Source organism: Cohnella sp. SGD-V74, assembly GCF_003001675.1.
Taxonomy (GTDB): Bacteria; Bacillota; Bacilli; order Paenibacillales; family Paenibacillaceae; genus Cohnella.
On record NZ_PVYW01000007.1, the window covers coordinates 139,431 to 163,344 of the forward strand.

Below are 23,914 nucleotides of genomic sequence, written 5' to 3' on the forward strand. Positions count from 1 at the left end.
CCGACCTGTTTTATATCCACATTCGATATATCCATTAATAATATATCAATTATGGATATATTATCGAAGAAATCGTAATGCTGTCAACCTTGCCCTTTCCACGGAACGAAAAAAAGACGGCCTTGACGGCCGTCCTGCGGATGAGAGATTTAGAAGTTCTGAGCGGTCGTATTCAAGTTGTCGGCAGAGACGGCGACTCTGGCTGTCGCGGAGCCGATTTCTCCGATTGCCCGGAGCAGGGAGTCCAGCTCCGTCTCGACTTTGGAAATTTCCGCGATGCTGCTCTGAAGAGCCTCCAAAATATGATCGAACGTAAACAGCACCCTCTCGGATTGCCGCTGTCCGAGCTCCACGAACTTCCTGACCTCTTCGTTCGAACCGACCACTTCATCGATATGGGTATGCGTCAGCCGAATTAGGGTGTCGATCTGTTTGACGGCGGCCGCGGTGTCCTCCGACAGCTTCTTGACTTCGCGGGCGACGACCGCGAAGCCGGCTCCCGCTTGTCCGGCGCGGGCCGCTTCTATGGAAGCGTTAAGAGATAGGATCTTGGTCTTGCCGGCGATGTCTTGCACGATGCGCACGATCGACAGAATCTGCCCGGAGGACTCCGCGAGAGAGGACAGGGAGCCTTCCATAGCGGACGAGCGGTCGCGAATCTTCTCCATCCGCCGATCCATCTCGTTGACCTGCATGGCGCCTTCCGCGGCGAGCGTCCGGGTGCGGTGCGACATGTCCGCGCCGCGCTGGAACAACTCGTTCACATGGCCGCTGCTGGCGGCCAACTGCTCGGTGGAGGCGTTCGTCTGCTCCGCCAAGGCGGCCAGCTCCTCGCTGACGAGCCCGATTCTGCGCTTCACCTCTTGACGGACCTGGAGATGAACCCTCTCCCTCTCTTCGATATTCTTCCGGTCGTAAGCTTCGATGACGAGCTGCTGCTCGAAGTTGAGCAGCTTGGTGACGGCTTTGCAGCAGATCAGCGCTTGAGTTCGGTCGGGAAGGACGCGGTGAAGGAGGTCGAGGACGGCGCCCTGCAAATTCTGAAAGCTGGCTATGTACCACTTGGGCTCTAGGCCGATGCGCTGGTGAACCTCCGCGATGCGGAGGCGCTTGCGAACGTATTCGTCGTCGATCCGTCCGTCGAACATTTCGAGCAGATGCTGCTTCAGCGTCGTTCTCAGCCGGTCGATCGTGCTGTTGTCGGCGATGATTTTTTGCAGGGCGGGTACTTGGGTGATGGACGAGTAGAAGGCTTCGACGATCGCGTCGATGTGACCGATCATGATCGGTTTGACGATCTCGAGCACCCGCCGGTCTTCCTCGGTAAATCCGATCATGCTCAGCTGTTCGGCCAGCTGCCGTTCCACGCCTAAGATCATTAGGGCTGCACTCCTGTCAAATAGCGGGATTCCAACCGATCCGAAGGCATCGGAGGATCGATCATAAAGCCTTGCACGATATCGCAATTCATCGTTCGCAGCGTCTCCAGCTGTTCGGCGGTCTCCACTCCTTCCGCGATGACGCGAAGGTCCATGCCGTGGGCCATGTCGATGATCGCCTTCGTGATGACGGCGCTTTTGGCGTCGCTGGTAAGCTCTCTGACGAAGCTTTTGTCGATCTTAAGAATATCGATGGGAAACTGCTTCATATATCCGAGCGCCGAATAGCCCTTGCCGAAGTCGTCGATGGCGATCCGGAAGCCGATCGATTTGAACTTCCGCAGCACGGGGAGCACGGCTTCGATGTTGTTCATGCTGCTGCTCTCGGTAATCTCGATGACGATCTGCTCCGGGGCGCAAGGCGTGCGTTGCACGATGTCCTGAACGGACGAGACGAGATCGGGCGCCTGGAACTGTCTGGCCGACAGGTTGACGGCGACCAGCGGGACCGCTTTCCCGTCCGCCCTCCATTGACACACTTGCTTGCAGACCTCCGCGAGCACCCATTTGCCGATCTCCATAATGCTGCCGGTCTCTTCCGCGATCGGAATGAACTCGCCCGGAGGAACCTGGCCAAGCGTCGGATGATTCCAGCGGAGCAGAGCTTCCATGCCTTCCATTCGTCCCGTAATCGCGTTGACCTGGGGCTGGTAGTGCACGTGCAGCTGATGTTTGTCGATAGCCCATCGCAGCTCGTTTTCCAGAGTCAGCTTGCGGTGGAAGGTGTCCCGGATGCCCGAGTTGAACAATTGGAAGCCGGTCTTCCGGATTTTGGCCTCGTACATGGCCAGATCGGCATGCTTCACCAAATTTTCGAAATCCGTCCCATGCTCGGGGGACAGGCATATTCCGATGCTGGCATTGATGTAGAGTTCATTGTCGTCTACGACGAAAGGGTGCTTCATGGCGGAGATCAGACGCTTCGCGTAGGCAATGGCGTCGTCGGGAGAGGGCGGATTCCGCTGGACGAGAATGAATTCGTCCCCTCCGAGCCGGGAGACGATGTCCTCTTCCGATGCGGCCGAGCTCAGCCGTTCCGCTACCTGCTGCAGCAGCCTGTCGCCCACGTTGTGGCCGAGCGAATCGTTGACCGTCTTGAAGCGGTCGAGATCGATGAAGAAGACGGCCATTTTGCCGGTTTCTCCCGCCGCTTCCCGGACCAGCTCGTACAGCAGCGTACGGTTGGGAAGGCCGGTCAGCTTGTCGAAGTGGGCCAAATATTTCAGATGTTCCTCGGATTGCTTGCGTTCCGTGATGTCCGTGAACATGCCGATGTAGTTCGTGATCAGGCCTTGTTCGTCCTTAAGCGTCGTAATGGAGAGCCATTCGGGATACACCTCCCCGTTCTTGCGGCGGTTCCAGATTTCCCCCTGCCAATGGCCGGCCGTGTGGATTCTCTCCCACATGCGGATGTAGAAATACGGATTCTGGATGCCCGAATGCAGCAGGCGCGGCGTGTGCCCGACCGCTTCCGCCTCCGTATAGCCGGTCACGGCCGTGAACGCCTGGTTAACGGATAAAATCCGCAGCTGCTTGTCCGTAATCATGATGCCTTCGCTGGCATTGCTGAATACTTGCGCGTGCAGGCGGAGCTTGGAGAGCGTATCCTTGCGGGTCGTAATGTCCGAAAATAGGCCTACGTAATTGATCAGAGCGCCTTGGTCGTCTTTTACGGAGCTGATGGAGAGCCATTCGGGATACACTTCGCCGTTTTTGCGGCGGTTCCAGATCTCTCCCTGCCACTTGCCGTCCTTATGGATGCACGCCCACATGTCCACGTAGAAATCGGCGTCCTGCACATTCGATTTCAGCAGGCTCGGCGTGCGGCCGACCACTTCCTCTTCGGCGTATCCGGTAATGGCGGTGAAGGCGGGGTTCACGCTGACGATTCGGGAGAAGCAATCGGTGACCATGATGGCTTCCTGCGAATCGCGAAAAATTCTGGCGTAAGGAAGCGCCAGATGGTCGGGTATCGGATGAAGGTTACGGGTATAGGAGTGTCGATTCATGATAGAGCCCCTCTCTGCTGTTCTCCCCCGCGCAGCCGATCAGATCAGAATCCCGGTCAGACGAAAACGTTCCCGCAGCGAAGCCGGAACGTCATGGAAGGAGACGCTCGAGTTGTTGTCGTTTGCGATCTTCTTGACGGCCAGCAGCAGTCCGAGTCCCGAGCTGTCCATTTCCGTTACTTCACCGAGGTGAAAGGCGATGTCTACGAAGCTTGTCTGAATAAGCGGGAACAGCTGCTGGCGAATCGAGGTCGCTTCCTTGACGCCGATCGCTCCGGTCAGGATGACGGTAATCCGTTCTTCCCGGGCGGTAATCTCAAAGCACATTCGCACACCTCCAAATAAGCGGAAACGGTCATACCTACCTATACCGTAAATTCCATTATCTTTCTGTGACAATTGTCACAACGTGTCGAATCGCTGGCCGCTGTACGGCGGAAATCATGCTCTCTCTCCCGGCGCGATCGAATTGACGAATCGGAGAAGATGATGGATGATATTCTTATTTATTGTGAAAAAGAGGAGGTTTCCCCGTGGAGGAGCTGCTGAAGCCGGACGGCTTCGAGAGCGAGCTGTTGCTCGTGCTTCCCGATTATTTGCAGAAGGAGCTGGCGGAGGCCGAATTGACCCGTCAGCTGTTCGTGAGCGACATCGGCTATTTTCCGAGCGCGCGTTACCATTATCGGGAAAGGGACGAGGGCAGCGACGCGCATATCGTTCTGCTCTGCGCCGACGGAGAAGGCGAGATCGTGCTGACCGGCAGCGGTGTCAGAACGAAGCTGACCGCCCGCCATCTGTACGTGATCCCGGCCGATACGCCGCACCGCTATGGAGCCTCGGAGCGGGAGCCATGGAGCATATACTGGTTTCATGTCAAAGGAGAGCACGCCGCGGCGCTGATCGCCCAGTACGAGCTGGACCGGGGGCCGCTGCCGCTGCCGATCGGAGTGTACGGCGGATTCGTCGAGACGTTCCGGCAGTGCTACGACATGCTGGCGGAGCGAGCATACGCGACCGGCGCGCACATCCACGTGAGTCAGGCGACGCGCCATCTGCTCAGCGGGATCGGCATCGCCACGGAGTCCGCGGCGCGGGAGAGAAGGAAAGACGGCGGCCTGGAGAAGGCGCTTCGCTACATGGCCGACCGTACGGCGGAGTCGATCACGCTGTCCGAGCTGGCCAAGCACGCAGGCGTATCCAAGCAGCATCTGATCTATCTGTTCAAGCAGGAGACGGGTTTTCCGCCGATCGAGTATTTTCTGCGGATGAAGATGCAGCGCGCCGCGCGGCTGCTCGACCTGACCGACCTGGGCATCAAGCAGATCGCGGCCTCCGTCGGTCTGTCGGACCCGTATTATTTTTCCCGGCTGTTCAAGCAGATGATGGGGTTGTCCCCCACGAAATATAGGCAAATCCCGAAAGGATAAGGGAGTTCAAAAAGTACAAAGAAGGGAGAAACGCGAATGAATCCGGTAAAAGTGATGCTGGTGGACGACGAGGTGCTGGCGATCGAGCATATGCGCGGGTTGATCTCGTGGCAGAGCCTCGGCTACGAGATCGTCTGCACGGCCACGAGGCCGGCGGAGGCGCTGCGGCTTGCCGGAGAGCACCGTCCGGAACTGGTGATCGCAGACATCGTCATGCCGGGCATGGACGGGCTGGCGCTAAGCAAGGCGCTGCTGGAGGAAGGGACGGCGCTGAAAATCGTGCTGCTCACCTCCTACAAGGAGTTCGAATACGCCAAGGAAGCGCTCAAGCTGGGCGTGGCGAACTACTGGGTCAAGCACGAGATGGATGCCGAGACGGTCAAGCGCGAGCTGGGCGGCTTGCGGGAGGAGATCGAAGGCGAGCGCCGGGCGCGCAAGCACGACCGGGGCAGGCTGCTCGTCGACTGGCTGGGCGGACGAACGCTGACGGACGAGCAGTGGCGGACGGCGACGGTCGGGGCCGGCGAGCGATACGATCGGCTCCAGCTGCTGGTGCTGCAGCCGGATCGGCCTTTTCCGGTGCTGCCCATAGCGGCCCGCGCAGTGGACGAACTGCCGCCGGAATGGCCGGAGGACGAAGCGGACCGGTTGCTGGCGGCGGTCCGGTTTCTGGGCGGACATTACGTGCTGGTGTACGGCGACAACGCGGTGCGCGGCGAAGGGAAGATGCGGGAGGAGCTGGAGCGGAAAACGGCGGAGGCTGTGCGGACGCTGGAGAAGCTGGCCGGATCGACCGTATCGGCGGCACTGGCGTACGGATTGGCGAGCCGGACGGACGTGCCGCGCAGGCTGGGCGAAGCGATGAAGCTGCTGGAGCAGGCGATCTTCCATGGGCCGCGCTGTCTGCTGCGGCTTAACGATGTGCGGCGCGAGGAAGACATGGCCGCATCCCCGTGGGCGTGGGAAGAGGATGCGTCAGCGATTCGGGGACTGCTCGCGGAACGCAAGATCAAGGAGGCGGCTGAAGTGCTGGCGGCTGCGTTCGAGCGGGCGGCGAAGGCGCGGGACGGGGACGGCTTCGCCGATCTGTGCCGGCAGACGGTCGCCGCGCTGAACCGGAGCCGCTCCCAGACCGGTCTGCCTTCGCTCTCGGAAGCGCGTGAGGAGGAACAGGCGGAATGGACTTCGCTCGCAGGCATTCTCGCCTGGTTCCAAGCGGAGCTGGATCGGTTGCCGGCAGCGGATGCGGACCGGCCCGCCGCGTCGCGCAAGGTGCGCCAGGCGCTCGATTATCTGGAGATGAACTACGCCGACCCGGACGTCGACGCCGACGCGGTCGCGCGTGAGATCGGAATCAGCCGCGACCATCTCCGCCATGTGTTCAAGGAGGAGACGGGCAAGACGGTGCTCGACCGGCTGACGGACATTCGGATGGAGCGGGCCAGGCGGCTGCTCGACGAAGGCGCGCTGAAGGTATACGAGATCGCCGAGCGCGTCGGCTACCGCAACGGGCAATATTTCAGCCAGGTGTTCCGCAAGACGACGGGCATGACCCCGCTCGAATATATGGAGAAGCGCAGGTGAACCGGCGATGCGCATGAAGATCCGCACCAAGATTATCGCCAGCACGGTGCTCGTCGTCTCGCTCTCGCTGATCGTGAGCGGATTTTTCATCTACGATTACGCCAAGGGCATCATTCGCGAGCAGTCGATCAAGGACAGCCGGACGAAGCTGGCGCAAATCTCGTTCCAGCTTAAGAAAATCCAGGAGCAGGTCGTCAAGACGGCCGAATACATCGTTTCCGACGAGGAGATGACCGAGCTGATCTACGCGCCGCCGAGCGCGAGCGTGGAGGAGAACTATTTTCGCAAGCAGGCGGTCCAGGAGAAGCTCGGCCGGTTCGTGGCGCTCAGCAACTTCATTCTGAACGTCGTCATCGCCCCGCCGAACGGGGAAACCTATTCGAACTACGCCGGCTATGAGGACTATTTCGCGGACTATCTGAAGCAGGACTGGTTTCTGAAAATGAAGGGCGTCCGCAACGGGTACAGCGAGCCGCATCCGTTCTTCTTCATCAGCGGCAATCGCCAGGCGTTCAGCTACGTGGTCAAGTACCGTCCCATCGGGCAAAACGCGGCCGAGGACAGTTATCTTGTCATCGATATCGCGTATTCGGAGCTGGCCAACGTGTTCTTGCAGAGCGCCCGGGACTTCGAACAGATCGAGCTGTTCACGGGGGCGGACGAGCTGCTCCATGCCTCCAACGGCAATCTGCCGGAGCCGGATCGCGTCTTCATGGCGGAAGCGCTCGCCTCCGGAGAGACGTTCGCCGAGGACGACAAGCGGATCGTGCTGACCGACGAGGCGATGAGCCAGGGATGGAGACAAGCGGCGCTGCTGTCGAAGAGCAAGCTGTTCGAGAAGATCAACCGCGTCTTCTTCTTCTACCTCGTCATCATCGCCACGGGCATCGCAGTGACGTTCGCCGTCATGCTGCCGATCATCGTTAATCTGACGAAGCCGCTCATTAGGCTGACGAACGCGATGAAGCGGGTTGCCGTGGGCGACCTGGGGACGAGCGTGCGCATCCGCAGCGGAGACGAGCTGGAGATTCTCGGCAGCGGCTTCAACCGGATGGTCGAGGACCTGAAGGGGCTGATGGAGACGTCCGTGCGGAACGAGGCGGTGAAGCGGCAAATGCAGATCGATCTGCTGATGGCGCAGATCAATCCGCATTTTTTGTACAATACTTTGAATACGGTCATCTACTTGTCCCACGCCGGGCGCGGCGGGGAGGCGGCCGAGGTGACGCAGGCGCTCATCGCCATCCTCCAGGACACGATCAAGACGGGGGAAGGGGCCGTTCGCGCGCCGCTGGCCGAGGAGAAACGAATCGTCGACAAATACGCGGTCATTCAGCAGACACGGTATCCCGGCCGGTTCCGGCTGGAATGGGAGATCGAGGAGGCGCTGCTCGGACGATCGGTTCCCCGGATGGCGCTTCAGCCGCTGGTCGAGAACGCGATCGTGCATGGCATTATCCCGTCGGAGCGGGAGGAGGGGGCGATCGTCGTGCGCGCGTATCGGGACGGAGAAAGGCTCTGTCTGGAAGTGGAGGACGACGGACAGGGGATGGACGTTCCCCAGGAAGAGTGGACAGTGCGCGTCGGCCGTGGTCCGGAGCGCACGCGGGGTATCGGCCTGTCCAACATCCGGGAGCGGCTGAAGACACATTTCGGCGCTTCCGCCCGGCTGGAAGCGTTCGGCGAACCCGGCAGGGGCACGCTTGTGCGGATCGTGCTGCCGTGGAGCGAGACGGAGGAAGCCGGAGGGGAGGCGCCGTGACCGCCGGATTTTATACGAAATCGCCGTTTTGACCGATTACGGAGCATATGGCCCCCGGGGTACGATAACGGTGCAAGCACTTACAGTGCGCGTTCGAAGGTTCGGTTGCAGCGCAGACGCTGCGGACTTTTCGAACCACCACTTACAACATTTTTCTTGGGGGGACTCACCATCGTGAACAACAGAAAGCTTGGCAAATGGGTGGGCGGTTTCACATCTTTCGCATTGCTGGCGGGGCTGCTCGCGGCTTGCGGCGGCAACGGCAACGAAGCGTCTCCGTCGGCTTCTTCGCCCGCGGCCGGAGGCGCTTCTCCGTCCGCTTCGGCTCCGGCCGATCCGACGCAGCTCAGCGGCACCGTCAAAGTATGGGACTGGGACGAAACGTTCCAAAATGGCATGATCCCGGAGTTTAACAAGAAATACCCGAACATCAAGGTCGAGGTCACCGTCGTCAATCCGAACGATTACTTGCAGAAGCTGCAGAGCGGCATCGCCTCCGGCTCCGACGTGCCGGACGTCATCCTGGGCGAGGAAGCCTACCGCGGCAAGCTGTTCGATCTGGACGTACTCGACAATCTGGAAGGCGCGCCATACAACTTCGACCGGAGCGGCGTACTGGACTACACGATTCCGTTCATCTCCAACTCCAGAGGCGAAGTGGTGGCGGTCGACCAAGCCATCACGCCGGCGGGCTTCGCTTATCGCCGCGACCTGGCGAAGCAATATTGGGGCACCGACGATCCGGCCGAGCTGGCGAAGCTGCTGTCCAATTGGGACGACTTTATCGCCAAGGGCGTCGAGCTGAAGGACAAGAGCGACGGCAAGGTGCTCATGTTCCCGGGACTCGGGGACGCGTTCCTCGTGCTGAGAAACCAAAATACGGTGAGTTACGTGAACGGCAGCGAGGTCGACTTGACCGCGAAGCTGCAGCAGCCGATCGAGACGCTGTTCAAGATGCGCGACGCGGGCATTCTCGGCAAGAACGAGCTGTGGACGCCGGCCTGGTCCGCGTCGATGGCCAAGGGCGAGTTCATGTTCTACCCGATGGCTCCGTGGGGTCCGAAATGGCACATTTCCGCGAACGATCCGGAAGGCTCGGGCCGCTGGGGACTCGTCAAGGCGCCGGAAGTCGGCTTCGCCCGCGGCGGCACCGCCGTCGGCATCTACAAGGACAGCAAGGCGAAGGAAGCGGCGTGGGCGTTCGTCCAATTCGCTTACCAGTCCGAGGAAGGATCTCTGTACAATTTCCAAACCTTCGGCAACATGACGAGCAACAAGGAATTTTACGAGAAGCAGAAGGCGCTGTTCGAGGCTCCGGGCGCTTACGACGAGTTTTTCGGCGGGCAAAACCTGTCGCAATACTTCCTGCAGGAAATCATCCCCGACATGAAGGGGCAGCCGCAGTCCAAGTATGACTCCGTGGTGGACGGCGTGTTCAACGCGCTGTATCCGCTCTGGACCAAGGACGCTTCCACGACAGTCGACGCCGCGTTGGAGAAGTTCAAGACCGAGTTCAAGAACAAGGCGTCCGACGCGACGGTCAAGTAATCGACGGGAGAACGGGGGATGAACGTGAACGCGGAACGTTACGACGCCATACCCGCCGCATCCCGCAAACGCAGATGGGGGCCACGCATGTGGCCCTATCTTTTCGCCCTGCCGTTTGTGCTGACCTATGCGGCGTTCCAACTGTATCCGATCCTGTACTCCTTCGTGCTCAGTCTGCATGACTGGAACGGAATAGGGGCCAAGACGTATATCGGCTTCAAAAACTACGTCCAGCTATGGACGAACGATCCTCTATTTATCAAGTCGCTCTGGAATACGCTGCTGATGATGCTGATGTTTATCCCGCTGACGCTGATCCTCGGGCTCACGCTGGCCTATTGGACGTTCCAGCTGACGCGCGGCAAACGGTTTTTCCAGACGATCAACGTGCTGCCGTACATTACGACTCCGGTGGCGATCGGGTTTATTTTCTCCTACATGTTCGATTGGCAAACGGGGCTGGTCAACCTGCTCCTGACGAAATTCGGCATTCTGGAAGAAGGCTTCTACTGGCTTCAGGACCCTTGGGGCTCGCGGGCGATCATCGCCCTGATGGTGATCTGGCGCAATCTCGGCTATTTCATGATTATTTTCATGGCCGGCATGACGGTCATCCCGCAGGACGTGTACGAGGCGGCGAAGGTGGACGGCTCCACGGGGCTGCACACATTCCTCAGAATCACGATGCCTCTGCTGCGCAACATTACCGTGTTTCTCGTCGTGACGTCGATGATCGGCGGCTTGCAATTGTTCGACGAACCGAAGCTGCTCTACGGCGGCTGGTCGGGCTCCGCTCAGGTAGGCGGTCCGGACAATACGGCTCTTACGATGATCTGGAAATTCGTGGACGAATCGTTCATTTCCAATACGCGTTTCGGCTATGCTTCGGCGATCGCTTATTCGTTGTTCTTGCTGATCGTGCTATTCTCCGTCATTAGCTACCGATTGACGGCGCCGAAGGAGGACAAGCGATGAAAGCTCTCATGTGGATCTGTCTGGTTGTCATATCGCTGCTGTCGCTGTTTCCGTTCTACATCATGACCGTGATGGGAACGCACTATAACGAGGATTTGTTCAAAGGTATTCCGATCCTTCCAGGAAGCTACCTGCAAGAAAACCTGAAGACGGTGCTGAAGGCCGACTTCCTGCACGTCTACGGCAACAGCCTGATCGTATCCGTCGCTTCCGTCGTTCTGGCGACGCTGACGAGCACGCTGATCGGCTACGCGGTGGCGAAGTTCGAATTCAAGGGCCGCAAATGGCTGCAGACGTTCGTCATTCTGACGATGATGGTGCCGACGCAGGTCGGACTGATCGGCTACATTATCGAGATGCGGCACCTTGGCGTCGGCAACACGCTCTGGCCGGTTATTCTCATCTGGGCGGCGTTCCCGTTCGGCGCGTTCTTCATGATCCAGTTCATGCGCGATTCGATTCCGAACGACTTGCTCGAATGCGCGCGCATCGACGGCTGTTCGGAGCCGGGTATCTTCGTCCGTATCGTGCTGCCGATCATGAAGCCCGGTCTGGCGACGCTGGCGACGCTCGTGTTTCTGTGGTCGTGGAACAACTATCTGCTGCCGCTCGTGACGATCAACAAGTCGGAATGGTATACGCTGCCGATCTTTATTTCGAATCTGGGCATCGTGCACAGAACCGATTATGCTGCGCGGATGGCGGCGTTGACGATGACGACGATTCCGGTGCTGATTCTGTTCATACTCGGCTCCAAAACGTTCATGAAAGGGCTCACCGCCGGAGCGGTCAAGGGCTGATCCGAGGGCGGCGCTTGCGCCGCCTTCTTGGCGCGTTTGGGGTTTCGTTGGGTGGATGAGGCCGTGCATATGGGAAGGCAAGTACATTGGACCAGGGGGAGAAAAAATGAGCAGACGGGAGACCGTGCTGGACGGGGAATGGGAGTTTCTGCTGGACCCGGAGGATCGGTATAAGGACGCGCCGCCGAACGCTGCCGCTTTCGGGGGCGGCAGCATCAACGTGCCCGGCTCGTGGGAGGAGCAAGGGTACGGAGAGGAGCCGGCGTTCCCGCAGATCGACACGTGGACGAAGCTGCGGGAGTACGTCGGAGCGGGCTGGTACCGCAAGACGGTTCGACTCGAACGGACGGACGAGGGAGCGCAGCAGATGCTTGAGCTGGCGGGCGTTCGCTGGACGACGGAGGTGTGGGTGAACGGCGTGTTCGCGGGACTGCGGGACAGCTTGTCTGCGGTTCATCGCTACGAGCTTGGGGATGCATTGACGGAGGGAGACAACGAGCTGCTCGTTCGCGTGGACAACCGGATGAGGCTGCCGCTGGCGGACAGCCACATTCATACTAGGCACACGGCGACGGAGTGGGGCGGCATTACCGGCGGGGTCAAGCTCGTCGAGCTTCCCGCCGTTCGGCTGGGCCGGGTAAGCCTGGTTCCCGATCCGCTCGCGGGGACGTTTCGCTGTCGAGTCGAGGTGCTGACCGAGGAGGAGGAGCGGGCGGGCTGCGAGGTTCAGGTTCGCTTCCGGGCTCCGAGCGGGGAAGTGTTTTCGGCGCTTGCGCCAGTTGCGGAGGGTGGGGTGGCGGAGCTGGTCTGTGAGTTGGGCGACGCTCCGGCGCTCTGGTCGGATCGGAATCCGCAGCTGTACGAAGCGGAGTTTCTGCTGAAGCGAGGGGAGGAGACGATGGACTGCGTCGCGCGGCGGACCGGCTTGAGGAGGCTTGCCGCCTCGGGCAAGGGGCTGGAGCTGAACGGCAAGCCGGTATGGCTGCGCGGCTACGTCGACTGCTGCGTATTTCCGCTCACCGGCTATCCGGTCTGGGACAAGGCGCACTACGAGCGGCAATTCCGCATTGCCCGGTCGTACGGCTTCAACCATGTACGACTGCATGGCTGGAACGCGCCAGAGCCGTTCTGGGAAGCGGCGGACGAGGCCGGCATGCTCGTGCAGACGGAGCTTCCGCACTGGTCGGCGCACTACCAGCCGCGCGGCGCGAAGCCGCCGGAGGAGGTGGATGCCTTCTTGCAGGCGGAGCTGGAGCGCATCTACGAAAGCTTAAACGCGCATCCTTCATTCGTTCTGTTCTCGATGGGCAACGAGCTGACGGAGGATAACGGGCATGAACGGCTGAACGAGTGGGTTCGATACGCCAGACGGCTCGATCCGACTCGACTCGTCACCGACAATACCGGCTTCGGGCAGCTTCCGGAGCAGGATCGCGAGGGCGACTTCTTCATTCCGTCCTTCAACTGGCATGTGCCGCTGAAGACGGAGGAGATTGCTCTGCCCGCGACGAACCGCGATTTCTCGGCGGTTGCCCGGCTTACGGACAAGCCGGTACTTGGGCACGAGCACGCGCAGTTTACGATGTACGCCAGGCCGGAGGAAAAGGAGAAGTACACCGGCGTGCTTCGGCCGACGTGGCTGGAGACGATCGAGGAGACGCTGCGGGCGAAAGGGTTGGAGGAGCGGGTCGACGGGTGGATTGAAGCGACCGGCGTTCACCAGGTGCGCGCGTTGAAGGAAGCGATGGAGCGGGCGCGCCGTACGCCGGGGGCGGCTGGCGTGCAGTTGCTCGATATCCGCGATTTTCCGGGCCAGGGCCATGCGACGACGGGGCTGCTCGACGTATTCTGGGGCAGCAAGGGGACGATCGAGCCGGAGAGGGCGCTCGACTTCAACGGTCCGACCGTGCTGCTGATGGCCTGCGAGGGCCGCACGCTGTTCGCGGGCGAGACGATGGACGTTCGGATTCTGCTGTCTCACTACGGCGAGGAGCCGGAGCTGGCCGGTTGCGTCGGTTGGCGGCTGTTTCGTAAGGGAAGCGTTCTGGATGAGGGCGAACGCGGAATGGCTGCGCCGGTCGGCGGTGCAGCGGATAGCGACCGGGGCGATGCCGCGGGTAGGGCCCCGAGTGGCGCCGCGTTCGCGGGAACTGCGGTCGGAAAGAGCGAATGGAGCGCACCTGAACCGCTTCTCCTTAACGCGGGCGAACTGGTCGTGGTCGGAACGGCGCGCGGCAGCGTGGAGGAGATCGGGACGGTGCGGATCGGCCTGCCTGCGGGAGCGGAGGCGTCCGAGCTTGTGCTGGAGGTGTGGTGGGGGGATAAGGAACGGCTCGACGAAGACCGGGAAATCCGCAACGCCTGGTCGTTCTGGTCGTTCCCTCGGATGCGGTACGAGAACGCCGAGTCGGTCTGGAGCAGCGTGCCTGCGCTGAAGACTGCTCTGTACGGCGCTTCCTTCGAGCCGAACGCCAAATTCGATCCTTTCGTCTATCCGTCGCACAAGGGCGTGAAGCTGGCGATCGTCGAACGACTCACGACAAACGCGCTTCAATACCTGAACGGCGGAGGTCGGGTGTGGCTGCTGGCGGGGGAAAGCGAATTGTACGACGCGCCGATGACGAAATACTTGCCGGTATTCTGGAACTATCTGATGTTCTCCGAGCAGGCCGGGGGCACGATGGGCGCGGTCGTTCGCCCGCATCCCGCGCTCGGACGGTTCCCACACGACGGCCGTTCGGATTGGCACTGGTATCATCTGTTCAACGGAACTCCGGCCATCTGCCTGGATACGGTGCCGGAAGTCAAGCCGATCGTCGAGATCGTCGACAACTTCAACCGCGCCAAACGGCTGGCAAGCGTATTCGAAGCCCAAGTCGGGCAGGGCAAGCTGTTCGTCACGACGCTGGCCTTCCGCTCGCCGCCCGACTGGAAGCGCCCCGAGAGCGCGCACCTGTTCGGCGAAATGCTGCGCTACCTGCTCGGCGACGACTTCCGCCCTTCGGCCCGCATGACCGTCGGCCAAGTGCTGGGCTTGTTCCGCTTGCGGGGCATTCATTCTTTTCTTTAGCTACTGGCCGGTAGCCTAACGACGGAGTCTGTCTTCGCTGGAGTTAAAAATAAGCCGCGTGCGCTTTTGGCGCTGCGGCTTATTTTTTATGGGCTAGAAAGCGAGTTGGCCCAGTAAGCTCGTCTGGCGTGCATATCTCCTCCGTCGCCCCGTAGGTACGCGCAGTAAGCCCGTCCGACGTGCTTATCTCCTCCACCGCCGCCAGCGGCTTCATTAGTGTTCTCTTCCGTATCCACCAATTGCCTTGCATGCGTTCAGTTGAGATTCTTGTCGAGTGTGAACGGATCAACTACATTTTTTTATTGCCAACAAGATTCTATATCATATATTATATATAATATAGAATCTTAGATACGCAAAAGTAGCGGACGCTTCTATTCGAACAAGGAGGATAAACAATTGAAAGAGACGATCTCAAGGCAATATTTTGCCGACAAGCAGAACATGGGCCACGATCTGGTCGAGTATTTCAAGCAAGAAATTTTGGCCGGCAAGCTGAATCCGGGGGACCGGATCGTCGAGACGAAGTTCGCCCGCGAGCTCGGCATCAGCCAGACGCCGGTGAGGGAAGCGGTCAGGCAATTGGCGGGGGAAGGGATCGTCACTCTCGTGCCGAACCGCGGTCCGGTCGTGAACGAACTGGGCGCCCGCGATATTTTCGAGATTTATTCGCTGCGGGCTTCGATCGAGGGGTTGGCCATCCGGCTGGCGACGCAAATCGCTTCCGACGAAGCGATCGCGGAACTGGAGCGCTTTTACGAAGAGATGAAGGTCAAGGCAACGGATGAGGGCATCGGCACGCTGTTGGAGGAATCGCTGCACATTCACCACTCTATTATGAAGCTTTCCGAGCATTCCCGGCTGCTGCATGCCTATGAGTCGATTTCCTTTCAGATCGCCCTGGTCAACCGCATTCTTGGAAACGAATCCACGAAGGAGAAAGAAGTGGAACAGCACGCCGAGTTGATCGAGGCGCTCAAGGGACGAGACCCGGACAAGGCAGAGTTGACGATGCGCAAGCATATTTACCGTTCTTACCGGGAGTGCATGGACTTGAAGGAAGACGAGACGGAGGGCTTCGGGGCCCATCTTTGGTTCTGATCGTTCCAGGGGAGGGCGGGTCATGAGCGATATCGTGTTACAGATGAGAGGCATCACGAAGTCGTATTTCGGAGTCAAAGCGCTGGACGGCGTGTCGTTGGAAGTCCGCAAGGGCGAGGTACACGCGCTGATGGGTGAGAACGGGGCCGGCAAGTCGACGCTGATGAAGATTCTGTCGGGGCTGGTCAAGCCTGACGCGGGTGAAATCGAATTCGAAGGAAGCCAGGTGCAGATCGCAGATCCGCAAGCGGCGCTGAATCTCGGCATCGCGATGATTCACCAGGAGCTCAACCCGATTCCAGAGATGACGGTGGCGGAAAATATTTTTCTCGGCCGCGAGCCGCGGTATCCGGGAACGCCGTTCATCCGCAGGAAGCAGCTCGAGGAACAGACGAGGCGGCTGCTGGAGGAGTTTCAGTTTCGCGCCGGGCCGAATACGAAGGTCGGAACGCTCAGCGTGGCGCAGAAACAGATGCTGGAGATCATCAAGGCGATCTCTTACAACGCTAAGCTGATCATTATGGACGAACCGACGTCCGCTCTGTCCGAGAACGAGGTCAAGACGCTGTTTCAGACGATAGACCGGCTGAAAAAACAAGGCGTTCCGGTCGTCTACATCTCTCACAGAATGGAAGAGATCTTCTCGATTACCGATCGGATCACGGTGCTTCGCGACGGCAAGCTGATCGGTGTCCGGAATACGGGCGATACGGAGGTCGACGGCTTGATCTCGATGATGGTCGGCCGGCCGCTGGACGCCATCTACCCTAAGGAGGATGCGCTCATCGGGGAAACGGTGCTCGAAGTGCGCGGCCTTACTCGGCTTCCTTATTTCAAGGACATCTCCTTCTCCGTAAAGCAGGGAGAGATTCTCGGCATCGCGGGCCTGATGGGCGCGGGACGAAGCGAGGTTATGCGGGCGCTGTTCGGAATCGATCGGGCGGATGGCGGAGAGGTTCTGATGTCCGGAGAGAAAATCCGGATCAAGCATCCGAGCGATGCGATCCGCCACGGCATCGCCTTCGTCACCGAGGACCGAAAAGAGCTCGGGCTCGTGCTCAGCCGGTCGATCCGCGAGAACATGACGCTGGCCAGCTTGTCGCGGATCAGCGCGGGCCCGTTCGTCTCTCGATCGGCCGAAGCGGCCGCATGCGACGACATGTTGGCGGGAATTCGCATCAAGATGAACCGGATGGAGCAGGAAGTGCTGACGCTCAGCGGAGGCAATCAGCAGAAGGTCGTCATCGCCAAGTGGCTGCTGACTTCGCCCAAATTGCTGATTTTGGACGAGCCTACGCGCGGCATCGACGTCGGAGCCAAGGCGGAAATCTACCGCATGATATCCAAGCTCGCCCGGGAGGGGCTGGCGATCGTGATGGTTTCGTCCGAGCTGCCGGAGGTGCTGGGCATGAGCGACAGAATTTTGGTTATGGGTGAAGGGGAAATCCGCGGAGAATTCCTTCGGGGCGAAATCACGCAGGAACAAATCTTGGAATGTGCACTCGGGGGTGGACGCATTGCTTAGCGGCATACCGGCATTACGGCAGAAATTCGTCAAGGACGGAAATTCTTCGGAGATGATGCGCAAATACGGTCTGATCGCGATCCTGCTCGGCGCGGTCGTCATTTTGAGCCTCGTCTCGGATACGTTCCTGACCGTCACCAATTTGATGAACGTGCTTCGCCAAGTTTCGATCAACGGCATTCTTGCCGTGGGGATGACCTTTATTATTTTGACGGCGGGCATCGATCTTTCCATCGGTTCGCTGATGGCGGTTGCGGCGGTCATCGCGACGAGCATAGTCGCGCACGATCCCGGAGCGGTAGGTTGGGCGCTGCTGGCGGGAGTGGCGGCGAGCGGCCTGCTCGGAGGAGTCAGCGGAACGATGAGCGCGAAGCTGAACGTCGCGCCGTTCGTGGCGACGCTGGCGATGATGACAATTGCCCGAGGCATCGCCTTGATCTATACGAACGGCAGGCCGATCGTGGTCAGCTCCGATCCGTTCAAATTTCTGGGCCAAGGCTATATCGGCCCGATTCCGGTACCTGTGCTTATTTTCATCGCGGTAACCGCTGTCATGGGAATCGTGCTGTACAAAACCAAGTTCGGCCGCTACGTCTACGCGATCGGCGGCAACGAGAACGCATCCAAAATTTCCGGCATTCGCGTGGACAGAGTGAAAATCTGGGTGTACGTCATTAACGGCTTCCTGGCCGGGCTGGCTGGCATTCTGCTCTCTTCCCGCATCAGCTCCGGACAGCCGAACAGTGGCATGGGGTACGAGCTCGATGCGATCGCTGCGGTCGTCATCGGCGGAACCAGCCTGTTCGGCGGACGAGGCTCGCTGCTGGGCACGATCGTCGGCGTGCTGATCATCGGGGTCATCAACAACGGGTTGAATCTGCTGGACGTTTCGTCGTACTGGCAACAGATCATCAAAGGTCTGATCATTGCCGGAGCGGTCATTCTGGATCAGCGCGCCAAGCGCAACTGACCGGGGAATCAGAGAGGCGCCCTCCAGGGCGAATCTGATTGTATAGATCATAAGCGACATGGGAGGAGAAAAGGGTATGAAGAGAAAGTCGGCGTGGAAGTGGTTGATCGCGGGGGTAGTGACGGCTGTCGTATTGACGGGGTGCGGCGGCAAGAACAATACCGGAAGCTCGGCAAGCGGAGGCGAGGCGGCGTCCGGCGGCAAAAGCTATAAAATCGGTGTGGCCGCGCAAGGGCTGTCGCACGAATTCATCAAGTCGCTCGTGGAATCGATGCAGGAGAAGGCCGGCGAGCTGAACGTCGAACTCGTCGTGATGGACAGCCAGGACAAGATCGAAGAGCAGTTGAACCAAGTCGATACGCTGGTGGCGCAGAAAGTCGACGCCGTCATTCTGAACTCGGTCGATTTCGTCGGCTCGAGTCCGGCCGTAGACAAGGTGAAAGAAGCCGGCATCCCGCTGGTCGAGGTCATCACGTATACGGAGAACGAAAATTACGACGTGTTCGTCGGGACGGATCCGAAGCAATCCGGGGTCATGATGGGCGAAATTCTGGCGGACAAGCTCGGGGGCAAGGGCAGTGTGGCGCTGCTTCAGGGCCAGATCGGCCATTCCGCGGAGATTACGCGAGGCGCGGGCCTGCAGGAAGCGTTGTTCGACAAGTATCCCGACGTCAAGAAAATCACCGAGCAGACGGCCAACTGGAATCGCGACGAAGCGATGAGCATCACCGAAGACTGGCTGCAGCGCTTTCCGGAAATCTCCGCGATCGCGGCGCAGAACGACGAAATGGCGATGGGAGCCCTTCAGGCCGTGGAAGCCGCGGGCCGCTCAGACATTATCGTCGTCGGCATCGACGGCATTGCAGATGCCATGAAGGCGGTTAAGGAAGGACGCCTGGCGGCGACCGTTCTGGACAATGTAACGGCGGAAGGCAAGCGTGCCGTAGAAGTTGCCGTCGGACTGATCAAGGGCGAGAAGTTCGAGAAGAAAGAACTGGTGGATTACGTGCCGATTACCGGAGACAATATCGGCCAATATTTGTCGGAGTAACTTTCCGCGGGGCGAGGGCATCGCCGCTGTCAGGGCATACGGACGGCTCGATCCTCCGTATGCCCGTCTTTTACCGAGATTTTACGGAATAAGGGGGCTATGGCTATGAGCGACGCTCTGGGAAGGTACGCTTACTCGCTGCTTCCCGTGCCGCAGAGAGCGGTGCGTGCGGAAGGGGAAGTCGTTTTCCGGAGGGATTCGATCACGGTATATATAGAAGGACTTTCGGCTGCGGAGAGCGGCGTGGTCCGGAGCGAGCTGCGGGAGGCGGGCTTCGAACGGCTTCGTACGGCGCCCGGACGAACGGAGGCCGATCTCGCGATCGCGGTCGGCGAATCCGTCCCTCGGATCGATCGGGAACGGCTGAACGAACTGGCCCATCCGGAGCAATCTTATCGGTTGACGATCGGGGACGGCGGAGCGACCATCTACGGCGGCGGAGGAATCGGCGCGCTGTACGGTCTGGTTACGCTGCTCTCGCTGCTGAGAGAATCTCCGGACGGCGCGCTACCGGCGGTCGATATCGTCGACGGGCCGGATGCGCGGAAGCGGATCGTGTCGCCGACGCTGACCTGGTATGCGGGGTTCGCGCGCGCCGGCTTCGGCACGCAGCTGTGGGAAGGGCCGCGCTGGAAGGCGTTTATCGATTGGTGTTTCAGGCACAAGATCAATGCGCTTAACCTCGTGATGTACGGCTTCTGGCCGTTCGAATTTCCGGAGTATCCGGAAACCGTGCTGCGCGATCTGAAGGTGCACACCTGGTCCAAGGAGATCGGGGACTGGATCGAGGTATCGTTTACCCATCCGAACCTCCGCAAGCCGTTTCTGGAAGAAATCATTCGTTACGCGAACGACAGAGGCATCGACATGTACGCTTACATCGGCCTCAACTCGTACAGCGGCGGCTACCCGGTAGCGCATCCGGAGAGCCGGGGGCAATTGAGCCGAGAGCTGCTCGATCAAGGGCACGTGAACAATTACGACTCCTTGTGCGCGTCGAGGAAAGACGTCCGCGACTATTTGATCGCAAGCGTGAAGCGGATCGAGCAGTTGGGGTTCAACGGACTCGTCTTCGAGGAGAGCGAGGAAGTGCAGTGGTTCTGCCAATGCGAGGCATGCAAGGAGAAGTACGGCCACCTGCCGCCCAATGACGCCAAGCATTCGGTATCGGTCGATCTGCTGTGGGCTTACGAAGAGGTTCTTCGGCCGGAGACGATGATCGCCGTCCGCTGGCTGCGAGAGCCCCCGATCGTCAAGGACCGGGCGGTGCTCGAGACGTGGAGGGACAAGCTTCCGGAGAGGGTCAAGCTGTTCTGGGCGCCGGGGCTGGAGGATGACGACCGGGAGTTTCTGAAATGGGTCGAGGTGTTCGGGCCGGAGCGCATCTGGTCCCGCAACTGCGAGGGCAGCGGTTTCGCGGCCAGTCTCGGCCGCATCCCGTATATCATTCCGGACACGTTCCCGGAGAGCTTGAAAAATTACGCCTTCCAGCATCTGTGGAACGACATCTCCCAATTTCAGGGCGCCGTGAACACCGGATGCGAGGGGATCAACGGGTACGGCTTCGAGTGGTACGGGCACGAGCTGTTCTTCATGGCGGCGGCGCAGTACGGGTGGAACGCTTGGGCGCAAACTCAGGGCGAGTTCCTGGCGCACGCGGCGAGGCATTTGTTCGGCGAGGCGAACGGAGCGCGCTACGAGCGGCTGATCCGAACGCTGCCGTGCATTCACGAGACGCAGATCTGCGATACGCTCCCGTCCTTCCCGTTCATGCCGAACAAATATATCGGCGACGAAGGACGGCGGTATCTGGAAGATTGCGAGATGGCCGCCGAGAGCGCGCTTGCCGATCTGGAAGCGATTCTGGCAACGCCCGGACTGTCGGCGCTTCAGCGCGAGTCCGCGGAAGCAACGCGGATCATGGCGCTGCGGATGAGAGAGGTCATCCGTGCCGGCATCTTCTTCAATCGCTATCTCGACGAGCGCGATCAGGGACGGAACGACGCGGAGCGGTTGGAGAGGCTGGCCGACTGCGCCCTCTATCACGCCGAGGAAGATTACAGGCTGATCAAGGAGCATTACTTCGACACGAAGGAGCATTGCTGGACGGGCGTCGCCATCGGGGAATATTACATCCCTCAGGTGATCAACGAATACAAGAAGACGTTCGCCGAGCGGCTGGGAGAACGGTATAAACCGAACGAAGACGCCGCCTATATCGTCGGAGGCGAGAGCCTGCCCTGGGAATGGCTGCTGGAATGGGGACCGAAGATCGCCCGGGCCAAGCCTCACGCTGCGATTCGCGGACGGGAGGGAGCGAAGGCATGAGCCGGCGAGCCGTGGAACTGCTGGAGAAGCTGATCGCCATCCAGAGCGTCAATCCCCACTACGGGGAGGGAGCTCAGGGGGAGATGGCGATCTCCCGGTTCATCGAGGCGTATTGCCTTCAGGCCGGACTGAAGGTAACCCGCCAGCAGGTGATGGACGGCCGGGATAACCTGATCGTCGAATTGCGTTCAGGGCATCCCGAATCGGTGCTGCTGTTCGAGGCGCATATGGATACCGTGTCGCTTGGCAGCATGCCCCGGCCTCTGGAGCCGGTTCGGCGGGACGGGAGGCTTTACGGGAGAGGGGCCTGCGACACGAAGAGTTCGCTTGCGGCGATGATCGTCGCGCTGGAGGAATGCGCGGCCGAGCCGGAGCGGCTAAGCTCCGATCTGGTACTCTGCGCATCCGTGGACGAGGAGCACGCCTTTCGCGGGCTGTTGAAGTTTCTGGAGCTTGACCTGCCGGTCGCGGGAGCGGTCGTCGGAGAGCCGACCGAAATGAAGATCGTCGTCGCGCACAAAGGCTGCGTCCGCTTCGCGGTGCATACGTTCGGCAGGGCCGCGCACAGCTCCGTTCCGCACGAAGGGGAGAACGCCATCGTCGCCATGGCGGAGATCGTCCGCCATATTTCGGAACGGATGGCTCCGGGGCTGGCCGATATCCGCGATCCGCTGTGCGGAGCCGCCACCGTATCGATCGGCACGATCCAGGGCGGAGACCAGATCAATATCGTGCCGGAGCGCTGCACGATTCGGGTCGACCGCCGGATCGTCCCGGGCGAGAACCCGGAGGAGGTCATGACCGGCATCGAGCGGGAGCTGGAAGCCTTCTGCGCCGGGAAGGGCATTCGTGCCGAGGTGGAGCGGCTGCTGCTGGATTACGCGCTCGCTACTCCCCATGACGCGGGAATCGTGGGGGCCGCCAAGGCCGCGGCGGATCGTCTGGGGCTGCAGATCGGCCTCTACGGCGAAACCTACGGGAGCGACGCGAGCAAGCTTCAGGGCATCAAGGGAATTCCCTCGATCGTGTATGGACCGGGTTCCATCGATCAGGCGCATTCTCCCGAAGAGTGGGTGCTCGTGTCGGAAGTCGAAGAGGCGGCGCGCTTCTATATTGAACTGGCCCGGTCTTTCCGGGCATGAACGCCACCGAAGATGGAGGGACAACGGATGAACAAGGAAATCATTTGCACCGATCAGGCGCCGATGCCGGCGGGAAGCTACTCGCAGGCGGTCAAGTACGGCAATCTGATCTACGTCGCGGGCACGTGCCCGTTCGAGCTCGGCTCCAAGACGGTGAAGTACCCGGGCGATATGGGCAAGCAGACGACGCTGGTGCTGGAGTATATCGGCCGCATTTTGGAGGCGGCAGGATCGTCGCTCGACCAAGTGTTGAAGGTGACCGCTTTTATCGACGATCTGGATCGGTTCGCGGAATACGACGCAGCCTACTCGGCTTTTTTCAAGGTCGATCCGCCTGCCCGCAGCACGGTGGAGATCGGTAAGTTCCCGCCAGGCATGCGGGTGGAAATCGAGTGCATCGCCGCCATCGGCAATTAACGGCGGGACGGGAGCGGACGGCGGATGAACATTAGCGAACGCGTATATTTGGTGGGAAGCGGCAAGTACGGCATGGAATTAAGCGAGTCCATGGATTGCAACGTTTATTTGCTGGACGGCGGGGCGGAGTGCGCCCTGATCGATGCCGGGGGAGGAATCGAACCGGAGCGGATCGTGGCCAACATCGAGCGGAGCGGATTCGCGATGGAGCGGGTCCGATACTTGCTGCTCACGCACGTTCATGGCGATCATGCGGCGGGAGCCGCCTATTTTCGCAGCCGATACGGACTGGAGGTCATCGCTTCGAGGGAAGCGGCTCCGTGGCTGGAGGCGGGAGACATGGACAAGACGAGTCTGAATCACGCCAAGCGCGGCGGCGTATACGATCCGGACTATTCCTTCCCGGCTTGTCCCGTATCGAGAAGCGTCGGCGAAGGAGACGGGATCCTCGTCGGCGACATCGAACTCCGGGTCGTCGACAGCCCGGGCCATGCGCGGGGACATATCAGCTTTTTGTGGGATGCGGAGAAAGGGGCGCGGAGCCTGTTCGCGGGGGACGCCGTTTTCGCCGGAGGCAAAGTCGTCCTGCAGTATGTCTGGGATTGCAATATCGAAGAGTACGCCCGCACGATCGAGAGGCTGCATCGGCTGGACATCGACCGTCTGTATCCCGGGCACGGCCCGTTCCTGCTGGCGAACGCCGGCCGGCATATCGGGAAAGCGCACGACTGCTTCAGCCGGCTGGAGCTGCCACCGAATTTATAGA

Annotated in this window: 18 protein-coding genes; 15 read left to right on the forward strand and 3 right to left on the reverse strand. The window is 60.2% G+C overall.

The genetic code is table 11. From position 1 onward, the window contains the following. Positions 1 to 149: 149 nt before the first annotated feature. The 3 genes from B0G52_RS12830 to B0G52_RS12840 are packed head-to-tail and all read right to left on the reverse strand — an operon-like array spanning position 150 to position 3,775. Positions 150 to 1,379, reverse strand: a complete 1,230-nt coding sequence (locus B0G52_RS12830) for a globin-coupled sensor protein (RefSeq protein WP_094044797.1) — start codon at positions 1,377 to 1,379, stop codon at positions 150 to 152. Further along, on the reverse strand, positions 1,379 to 3,448 hold the full coding sequence (locus tag B0G52_RS12835; protein WP_094044799.1) for an EAL domain-containing protein: 2,070 nt from the start codon (positions 3,446 to 3,448) through the stop codon (positions 1,379 to 1,381). Before B0G52_RS12835 ends, B0G52_RS12830 begins: the two co-directional genes overlap by 1 nt. 39 nt (positions 3,449 to 3,487) lie before the next feature. Further along, on the reverse strand, positions 3,488 to 3,775 hold the full coding sequence (locus B0G52_RS12840) for an STAS domain-containing protein (protein WP_094044801.1): 288 nt from the start codon (positions 3,773 to 3,775) through the stop codon (positions 3,488 to 3,490). 206 nt (positions 3,776 to 3,981) lie between these two features. Here B0G52_RS12840 and B0G52_RS12845 point away from each other — a divergent pair, with 206 nt between their 5' ends. From B0G52_RS12845 to B0G52_RS12915, 15 genes are all read left to right on the forward strand, one after another. Continuing rightward, positions 3,982 to 4,875 carry an AraC family transcriptional regulator gene (locus B0G52_RS12845; protein WP_094044803.1) on the forward strand — a complete coding sequence of 298 codons (894 nt, stop codon included), beginning with the start codon at positions 3,982 to 3,984 and terminating at the stop codon, positions 4,873 to 4,875. Between the two features lie 36 nt (positions 4,876 to 4,911). After that, positions 4,912 to 6,459, forward strand: a complete 1,548-nt coding sequence (locus tag B0G52_RS12850) for a response regulator transcription factor (RefSeq protein ID WP_094044805.1) — start codon at positions 4,912 to 4,914, stop codon at positions 6,457 to 6,459. Positions 6,460 to 6,466: 7 nt separating this feature from the next. Next, positions 6,467 to 8,221: a sensor histidine kinase gene (locus B0G52_RS12855; protein ID WP_094044808.1), complete on the forward strand. Its 1,755-nt coding sequence runs from the start codon at positions 6,467 to 6,469 to the stop codon at positions 8,219 to 8,221. A gap of 174 nt (positions 8,222 to 8,395) precedes the next feature. Continuing rightward, on the forward strand, positions 8,396 to 9,769 hold the full coding sequence (locus B0G52_RS12860; RefSeq protein ID WP_233162634.1) for an extracellular solute-binding protein: 1,374 nt from the start codon (positions 8,396 to 8,398) through the stop codon (positions 9,767 to 9,769). Between the two features lie 18 nt (positions 9,770 to 9,787). After that, entirely contained in the window at positions 9,788 to 10,744 is a 957-nt protein-coding gene (locus tag B0G52_RS12865; protein ID WP_094044810.1) for a carbohydrate ABC transporter permease, read from the forward strand. Next, a complete protein-coding gene (locus B0G52_RS12870) occupies positions 10,741 to 11,544 on the forward strand; it encodes a carbohydrate ABC transporter permease (RefSeq protein WP_094044812.1) in 804 nt (267 codons plus the stop codon). The genes B0G52_RS12865 and B0G52_RS12870 overlap by 4 nt, the downstream gene beginning before the upstream one ends. Before the next feature lie 106 nt (positions 11,545 to 11,650). Beyond that, the gene (locus tag B0G52_RS12875) at positions 11,651 to 14,614 is read left to right on the forward strand and encodes a glycoside hydrolase family 2 protein (protein WP_158223689.1); all 2,964 of its coding nucleotides are present in this window, start codon (positions 11,651 to 11,653) and stop codon (positions 14,612 to 14,614) included. 399 nt (positions 14,615 to 15,013) lie between these two features. After that, a complete protein-coding gene (locus B0G52_RS12880) occupies positions 15,014 to 15,715 on the forward strand; it encodes a GntR family transcriptional regulator (RefSeq protein ID WP_094044816.1) in 702 nt (233 codons plus the stop codon). A gap of 22 nt (positions 15,716 to 15,737) precedes the next feature. Beyond that, the gene (locus B0G52_RS12885; RefSeq protein ID WP_094044818.1) at positions 15,738 to 17,240 is read left to right on the forward strand and encodes a sugar ABC transporter ATP-binding protein; all 1,503 of its coding nucleotides are present in this window, start codon (positions 15,738 to 15,740) and stop codon (positions 17,238 to 17,240) included. After that, positions 17,233 to 18,210 carry an ABC transporter permease gene (locus B0G52_RS12890; protein WP_233162636.1) on the forward strand — a complete coding sequence of 326 codons (978 nt, stop codon included), beginning with the start codon at positions 17,233 to 17,235 and terminating at the stop codon, positions 18,208 to 18,210. Before B0G52_RS12885 ends, B0G52_RS12890 begins: the two co-directional genes overlap by 8 nt. Positions 18,211 to 18,286: 76 nt before the next feature. Further along, positions 18,287 to 19,261 carry a substrate-binding domain-containing protein gene (locus tag B0G52_RS12895; RefSeq protein ID WP_158223690.1) on the forward strand — a complete coding sequence of 325 codons (975 nt, stop codon included), beginning with the start codon at positions 18,287 to 18,289 and terminating at the stop codon, positions 19,259 to 19,261. Positions 19,262 to 19,366: 105 nt separating this feature from the next. After that, positions 19,367 to 21,589 carry a glycoside hydrolase family 20 zincin-like fold domain-containing protein gene (locus B0G52_RS12900; protein WP_158223691.1) on the forward strand — a complete coding sequence of 741 codons (2,223 nt, stop codon included), beginning with the start codon at positions 19,367 to 19,369 and terminating at the stop codon, positions 21,587 to 21,589. Further along, the gene (locus tag B0G52_RS12905; RefSeq protein ID WP_158223692.1) at positions 21,586 to 22,731 is read left to right on the forward strand and encodes a M20 family metallopeptidase; all 1,146 of its coding nucleotides are present in this window, start codon (positions 21,586 to 21,588) and stop codon (positions 22,729 to 22,731) included. The genes B0G52_RS12900 and B0G52_RS12905 overlap by 4 nt, the downstream gene beginning before the upstream one ends. Positions 22,732 to 22,758: 27 nt before the next feature. Then, positions 22,759 to 23,148, forward strand: a complete 390-nt coding sequence (locus tag B0G52_RS12910) for a RidA family protein (RefSeq protein ID WP_094044826.1) — start codon at positions 22,759 to 22,761, stop codon at positions 23,146 to 23,148. Between the two features lie 24 nt (positions 23,149 to 23,172). Then, positions 23,173 to 23,913 carry an MBL fold metallo-hydrolase gene (locus B0G52_RS12915; protein ID WP_094044828.1) on the forward strand — a complete coding sequence of 247 codons (741 nt, stop codon included), beginning with the start codon at positions 23,173 to 23,175 and terminating at the stop codon, positions 23,911 to 23,913. Position 23,914 lies beyond the last annotated feature (1 nt).